Annotated in this window: 1 protein-coding gene and 1 tRNA gene; both read right to left on the reverse strand. The window is 68.1% G+C overall.

Translation table 11 applies throughout. The features are described from left to right. Position 1 precedes the first annotated feature (1 nt). Positions 2-74: transfer RNA gene (locus tag FM112_RS01420), tRNA-Gly, on the reverse strand. Between the two features lie 145 nt (positions 75-219). After that, positions 220-1,683 carry an amino acid permease gene (locus tag FM112_RS01425; protein WP_087002506.1) on the reverse strand — a complete coding sequence of 488 codons (1,464 nt, stop codon included), beginning with the start codon at positions 1,681-1,683 and terminating at the stop codon, positions 220-222. Positions 1,684-1,965 lie beyond the last annotated feature (282 nt).

Here is a 1,965-nt window from a genome sequence, read left to right on the forward strand (position 1 = left end):
GAGCGGATGACGAGACTCGAACTCGCGACCCTCACCTTGGCAAGGTGATGCGCTACCAACTGCGCTACATCCGCGTGGCTTTCCGTCCCCCGAAGGAGTACGTCCGGCACTCGAAGAACACTACTGCAATTCGCCGCGGAATACCAAACCGTGCGGGCGGCTCGAGACCGGAGCGGCGGCAGGGCGATTCCCGAGGGGCGCCCCGCCGCCGCGGGTCCGCTAGTCCGATTCCGCCGCCGCTACGCGCTCCCGGCGCTTGCGCAGATTGCGGCGCACGAACGGCCAGAACGCGACGAGCACGCCGGTCGCGATGAGGCTGGTCCACACCTGCGTGCGCCCGTCCTCGGTGGTGAGCATGACCACGAGCACGAAGGCGATCGCGACGAACAGCAGGATGTTGAGCCACGGGTGGAGCCACACCTTGATCTTCAGGCCGGCGACCTCCTCCGGCGTCATCTTCTGCCGCATCCGCATCTGCGTCAGGGCGATGAAGACGTAGACGAACAGCGCGACGAGGCCCGCGGAGTTCATGATGAACTGGAACACCCCCGATTCCGGCGCCGCGAAGTTGACGATGGTGGCGATGACCGCGCCGCTGGTGGAGGCGATGAGCGCCCAGAACGGCACCCCGTTCTTCGACCGCTTCGAGACGAATGCCGGCGCGAAGCCCTCGTCGGCCAGGGCGGCAAACATGCGCGAGGCCGAGTAGAGGCCGGAGTTCAGCACCGAGATGACGGCGGTGAAGATGATGAGCTGCATCACCATCGAGGCGCCGGGCAGCCCGAGCAGGGAGAACACGTAGGTGAACGGGGCCGAGCCGACGTCCACGGGGTCGGGCAGCTCGTCCCAGGGCACGACCATGGTGATGATGAGCACGGCGCCGACGAAGAAGAGCAGGATCCGCCAGATCACCGTGCTGGTGGCCTGCCGGATGCCCTTGGCCGGATCCTCCGACTCGGCGGAGGCCATGACCGCGATCTCGGTGCCGAAGTAGGAGAAGATCACCAACGCGACGCCGGTGAGCGCGACGCCGATCCCGTTCGGGGCGAAGCCGCCGTGCTCCCAGAGGTTCTGCACCGAGAAGGCGGATTCCGGCCAGAGGCCGAGCGCGTAGAGGAGGCCCGCGCCGAGGAAGACGACGATGGCGAGCACCTTGATGCTGGCGAGCCAGAACTCGACCTCGCCGAAGGTGCGGACCGAGATGAGGTTGGTGCCGATGAAGACGGCGATGAGGATGAGCGACCACGCCCATCCCGGCAGGAAGTCGAACCAGCCATGCAGGGTCTCGCCGCCGAGCACGGCCTCGTAGGCGAGCACGCCGACCCAGAAGTACCAGTACAACCAGCCGACGAGGTAGGCGGCCCAGTCGCCGAGCCCCACGCGGGCATATTCCATGAAGGAGCCGATGGCCGGCCTGGCGGCGGCCATCTCGCCGAGCATGCGCATGGCCAGGAAGACGAGCAGCCCGCCGACGAGGTAGGAGATGAGCGCGGCTGGGCCCACGGTGCGGATGACGTTGCCGGAGCCCACGAAGAGGCTGGCGCCGATGATGCCGCCGAGCGTGATCATCGTGACGTGACGGGATGCGAGTTTGCGCGGGCCGCGCGGGGCGGCGCCCTTGGCGGCGCCGGTCGGCACCGGCCCCGTGGGGGTCGGGCCGGTTGACTTCAGTGAGGTATTCATACGCCTTCGCGATCATTGACGAAGCGCCCTCCGCCGGATGCGGAAAGGCGCCGATTGCGAGACGGGAAGTTACCACTGAACCTCCGGGAGCGGAAATCCACCGGCAGTGGAGGCCGGAGGGACGCGCCCGGCGCGGACGAGCCCGAGCGGCGGCCTCGACGCGCACGCCGGAGGCCGCCTGCCTCGCCGCACGGGGCCCGGTCGCCCGCAGCACAAAAGCCCCGCTTCGCGGGGGCTTTCCAGTGGGCGATACTGGGATCGAACCAGTGACCTCTTCCGTGT

This window comes from Gulosibacter sp. 10 (assembly GCF_900163695.1).
GTDB lineage: Bacteria > Actinomycetota > Actinomycetes > Actinomycetales > Microbacteriaceae > Gulosibacter.

Excerpts from the sequence above, each read along its gene's own strand:
- FM112_RS01425 (WP_087002506.1), bottom strand. The coding sequence starts at position 1,683 with ATGAATACCTCACTGAAGTCAACCGGCCCGACCCCCACGGGGCCGGTG.